Raw genomic sequence first — 4,588 nt, forward strand, 5'->3', positions numbered from 1 at the left:
GCTAACAGCAGAAGGTAAGAAAGTTCGCGTTGTTTCTATGCCATCAACCGATGCTTTCGATAAGCAAGATGCAGCATACCGCGAAGCAGTACTGCCATCAGACGTCACAGCACGTATCGCTATCGAAGCGGGTATTGCGGACTTTTGGTACAAGTATGTTGGTTTCGGTGGCAAGATCATCGGCATGACAACATTTGGTGAATCAGCGCCAGCTGACCAACTGTTCAAGATGTTTGGTTTCACTACTGAAAACGTAGTAAACACAGCAAAAGAATTGCTAGCGTAAGCATACAGTTGCAACAAATAAAAAAAACCGAGCCATTGGCTCGGTTTTTTTCTATCACGAGTGCTTGTGCCTATTCAAACTCTTTACCCCAGTTGTCTAGCTGCTTGTGACCACACTCTTTACACGTTACGTATCTGTCCATGTCGTAGTAGTGTCCACCATTGATGAAGCTATGAAGGAGAAGTTTGACTTTGCCTAGTAAAGAAGGGTCATTATCGTAACGGCTTGGCTTCCTCACCAAAACTTCGCTATGAGGTGTCTCTTTTGAACATTGTTGGCAAAAGTGTTTCGCTGGGTAACCAGACATAATCATTTCCTTTGGTTGATGAAAGTTGAAGAAAAACAGCCAATAGGAATAATTTATCCATCTCCATGATATAAAATGCTGAGATATGATGCCATGTGAATATGTGGAAAAGCTCGCTCCATATCACTAACTTAATGCGCTTTTGATAGCTATCGGTTACTATTTGTGACACGAAAATCATGTAAGGCGAAGGAATCATGCTTAGAGTTGCGATCAATGGATTTGGACGTATCGGTCGTAATGTACTGCGAGCAGTATATGAAAGTGGCAAAAGCCAGCAGATTAAAGTCGTCGCTGTGAATGAGTTGGCACAACCTGATGCTATGGCACACCTACTGCAGTACGATACGAGTCATGGTCGTTTTGGCAAAAAAGTAACCAATGACCAAGAGCATATCTATATTCACCATGAAAGTGGAGAGTTTGACTCTATTCGCATCCTTCATCTAAGTGAGATTGAGCTATTACCTTGGCGTGATTTAGAGGTTGATCTGGTTTTAGACTGTACCGGTGTGTTTGGTTCTCAAGCTGACGGTCAAGAGCATTTAAAAGCAGGGGCGAAGAAAGTTCTTTTCTCTCATCCTGGTGCTAATGATCTCGACAATACCATTATTTATGGGGTGAACCACCAAACTCTCAAAGCTGACGATAAGATAGTGTCGAATGGCTCTTGTACCACAAACTGTATTGTGCCGATTATCAAAGCGCTCGATGATGCATTTGAGATAGAATCCGGAACCATCACCACCATTCATTCCTCAATGAACGATCAGCAAGTTATCGATGCGTACCACTCGGATCTGCGTCGCACGCGTGCTGCAAGTCAATCGATCATTCCAGTGGACACTAAGTTGCATAAAGGAATTGAAAGAATATTCCCGAAATTTTCTAACAAATTCGAGGCAATTTCAGTACGAGTACCGACAGTTAACGTTACTGCAATGGATTTAAGTGTCACAATTAATACAAATGTGAAAGTTAATGACGTAAATCAAACCATTGTTAACGCATCTCAGTGTACATTACAGGGCATTGTTGACTATACTGAAGCGCCGCTCGTTTCTATCGACTTTAATCATGATCCCCATAGCGCGATTGTCGATGGTACACAGACTCGAGTTAGTAACGGCCATCTAGTTAAGATGCTTGTTTGGTGTGACAACGAATGGGGCTTTGCGAATCGTATGCTGGATACTGCGCTCGCAATGCAAGCCGCTCCCCGTCATATTTGACGCTGCAACGCCAACTATCTAGGGGATAAATGTAGTTTGCGGCAAGGAGAAATATTTATTTTTACCCTTGAAATAAATATGAAGTATCTCCATATCAAAACCAGTTTGAAGAATTATTGAGCTTGGCGGGGTTGCCGGGTGACTGAAAAACTTTACTTATTTAATATTTGAGAGGACACATCATGTCTGTAATCAAGATGACTGACCTGGATCTAGCAGGTAAACGTGTATTTATCCGTGCGGACCTAAACGTACCAGTAAAAGAAGGCAAAGTGACTTCTGATGCACGTATCCTAGCATCTCTACCAACTATCAAGCACTGTCTAGAAGCAGGCGCTAAAGTTATGGTTACTTCTCACCTAGGTCGTCCAACTGAAGGTGAATACGCAGAAGAGTTCTCTCTACAACCTGTAGTTAACTACCTAAACGACGCTCTAGATTGCGAAGTTAAACTAGCAAAAGATTACCTTGATGGCCTAGAGCTAAACACTGGTGAGCTTGTTGTTCTTGAAAACGTTCGTTTTAACAAAGGCGAGAAGAAGAACGAAGAAGAGCTATCTAAGAAATACGCTGCACTTTGTGACATCTTCGTAATGGACGCATTTGGTACTGCTCACCGTGCTCAAGCTTCTACACACGGTGTAGGTATGAACGCTCCTGTAGCATGTGCTGGTCCTCTTTTAGCTGCTGAACTTGAAGCTCTAGGTAAAGCAATGGACAACCCAGAGCGTCCACTTGTTGCTATCGTTGGTGGTTCTAAAGTTTCTACTAAACTAACCGTTCTTGAATCTCTATCTAAAGTTGCTGACCAACTTGTTGTTGGTGGTGGTATTGCAAACACATTTATTGCAGCAGCTGGCCACAATGTTGGTAAGTCTCTATACGAAGCTGACCTAGTTGAAACGGCTCAAAAACTAATGAAAGAGTGTTCTATTCCAGTTGCAACTGATGTTGCATGTGCGAAAGCATTTGATGAAAACGCAGAAGCTGAAATCAAGCACGTATCTGAAGTTTCTGATGACGACATGATTTTCGACCTTGGTCCTGATTCAACAGCTGCTCTAGCTGAAATCATCGCTAACGCAAAAACGATTCTATGGAATGGTCCTGTAGGCGTATTCGAGTTCAAGAACTTCGAAGCGGGTACTAAAGGTATCTCTGAAGCAATCGCTCAGTCTGCAGGTTTCTCTGTAGCTGGTGGTGGTGACACGCTAGCGGCTATCGACAAGTTCGGTATCAAGGCTGACGTTTCTTACATCTCTACTGGCGGCGGCGCATTCCTTGAATTCGTTGAAGGTAAAGTACTTCCAGCTGTAGCGATGCTTGAAGAGCGTGCTAAGTAATTAAGTGAAAGCGGGGGAGTTAATCTCCCGCTTTCTTGTTTGCTGCACATCACACTTCTTTGCTAGAATAGCGCGAGTTGTGAGCAAACGTTTGCAAGAATTTAAACTTAACAAGTTTTATTTTTAAAACGACAGATAAATAGGATTAAATCCATGTCTAAGATCTTCGATTTCGTAAAACCAGGTGTAATCTCTGGCGATGACGTACAGAAAGTTTTTGAAGTTGCAAAAGAAAACAACTTCGCTCTACCAGCAGTAAACGTTGTTGGTACTGACTCTGTAAACGCAGTACTAGAAGCGGCAGCTAAAGTGAAAGCTCCAGTTGTTGTTCAGTTCTCTAACGGCGGTGCAGCTTTCTTCGCTGGTAAAGGCGTTAAACTTGAAGGTCAAGGTGCTCAAATCCTTGGTGCTGTAGCTGGCGCGAAATACGTACACGCTGTAGCTGAAGCTTACGGTGTGCCAGTGATTCTACACACTGACCACGCTGCTAAGAAACTTCTTCCATGGATCGACGGTCTACTAGACGCTGGTGAAGAGTACTTCGCTCAAACTGGTAAGCCTCTATTCTCTTCTCACATGCTAGACCTTTCTGAAGAGTCTCTAGAAGAGAACATCGAAACATGTGCTAAGTACCTAGAGCGCATGGCTAAAATGGGTATGACAATCGAGATCGAACTTGGTTGTACTGGTGGTGAAGAAGATGGTGTTGATAACTCTCACATGGACGCTTCTGAGCTTTACACTTCACCAGAAGACGTTGCTTACGCGTACGAGAAATTAAGCGCAGTTAGCCACCGTTTCACTATCGCAGCATCTTTCGGTAACGTACACGGCGTATACAAGCCAGGTAACGTTGTTCTAACTCCAACTATCCTACGTGATTCTCAAGCATACTGTGCAGAGAAGTTCGGTATTGCACCAAACGCTCTAAACTTCGTATTCCACGGTGGTTCTGGTTCTACTGAAGCTGAGATCCAAGAATCTATCGGCTACGGTGTTATCAAAATGAACATCGATACTGATACACAGTGGGCAACTTGGGATGGCATCCGTAAGTACGAAGCTGAAAACCGTGAATACCTACAAGGTCAAATCGGTAACCCAACTGGCGAAGATGCACCAAACAAGAAGTACTACGATCCACGCGTATGGCTACGTGCAGGTCAGGCTTCAATGGTCGCTCGTCTAGAAAAAGCTTTTGCTGACCTAAACGCAGTAGACGTACTATAATTCGTCTAACGAGCTTATGTTGAAAAAGCCGCTCAATGAGCTAACTCCTATCACTTAACGTGTTTGGAACGAACTGGATAGCGAGTCTTATTCATACGAACGGTCCTTGATTTGGGCCGTTTTTTTCGCTCTGGCAGAATGTAGCGCTTCACTCGCTCTCGCATCGCCCTTAACTTTTTGGGGATCGAAC

5 protein-coding genes and 1 pseudogene are annotated in these 4,588 nt (G+C 43.6%); 4 read left to right on the forward strand and 2 right to left on the reverse strand.

Features of this window, described 5'->3' with window-relative positions:
• A partial coding sequence (locus tag QTN95_RS19680) for a transketolase-like TK C-terminal-containing protein (RefSeq protein WP_331418693.1) occupies positions 1-286 on the forward strand: 286 nt, incomplete at its 5' end.
• A gap of 70 nt (positions 287-356) precedes the next feature.
• Here QTN95_RS19680 and QTN95_RS19685 read toward each other — a convergent pair.
• Positions 357-593, reverse strand: a complete 237-nt coding sequence (locus QTN95_RS19685; RefSeq protein WP_138970696.1) for a hypothetical protein — start codon at positions 591-593, stop codon at positions 357-359.
• A gap of 197 nt (positions 594-790) precedes the next feature.
• Here QTN95_RS19685 and epd point away from each other — a divergent pair, with 197 nt between their 5' ends.
• The 3 genes from epd (at position 791) to fbaA (ending at position 4,398) form a co-directional block, all read left to right on the forward strand.
• The gene (gene epd, locus QTN95_RS19690; protein ID WP_138970697.1) at positions 791-1,825 is read left to right on the forward strand and encodes an erythrose-4-phosphate dehydrogenase; all 1,035 of its coding nucleotides are present in this window, start codon (positions 791-793) and stop codon (positions 1,823-1,825) included.
• A 182-nt stretch (positions 1,826-2,007) separates the two neighbouring features.
• Complete coding sequence (locus QTN95_RS19695) at positions 2,008-3,168, forward strand: phosphoglycerate kinase (RefSeq protein WP_269377539.1); 1,161 nt, start codon at positions 2,008-2,010, stop codon at positions 3,166-3,168.
• A gap of 153 nt (positions 3,169-3,321) precedes the next feature.
• Positions 3,322-4,398, forward strand: a complete 1,077-nt coding sequence (gene fbaA / locus QTN95_RS19700; protein WP_138970699.1) for a class II fructose-bisphosphate aldolase — start codon at positions 3,322-3,324, stop codon at positions 4,396-4,398.
• 50 nt (positions 4,399-4,448) lie between these two features.
• On the opposite strand, the pseudogene QTN95_RS19705 reads toward fbaA, so the two are convergent.
• Positions 4,449-4,588, reverse strand: a pseudogene (locus QTN95_RS19705) (IS4 family transposase); the annotation flags it as partial.

It is taken from the genome of Vibrio sp. M260112, assembly GCF_036533775.1.
In the GTDB taxonomy this organism is placed as follows: Bacteria; Pseudomonadota; Gammaproteobacteria; order Enterobacterales; family Vibrionaceae; genus Vibrio.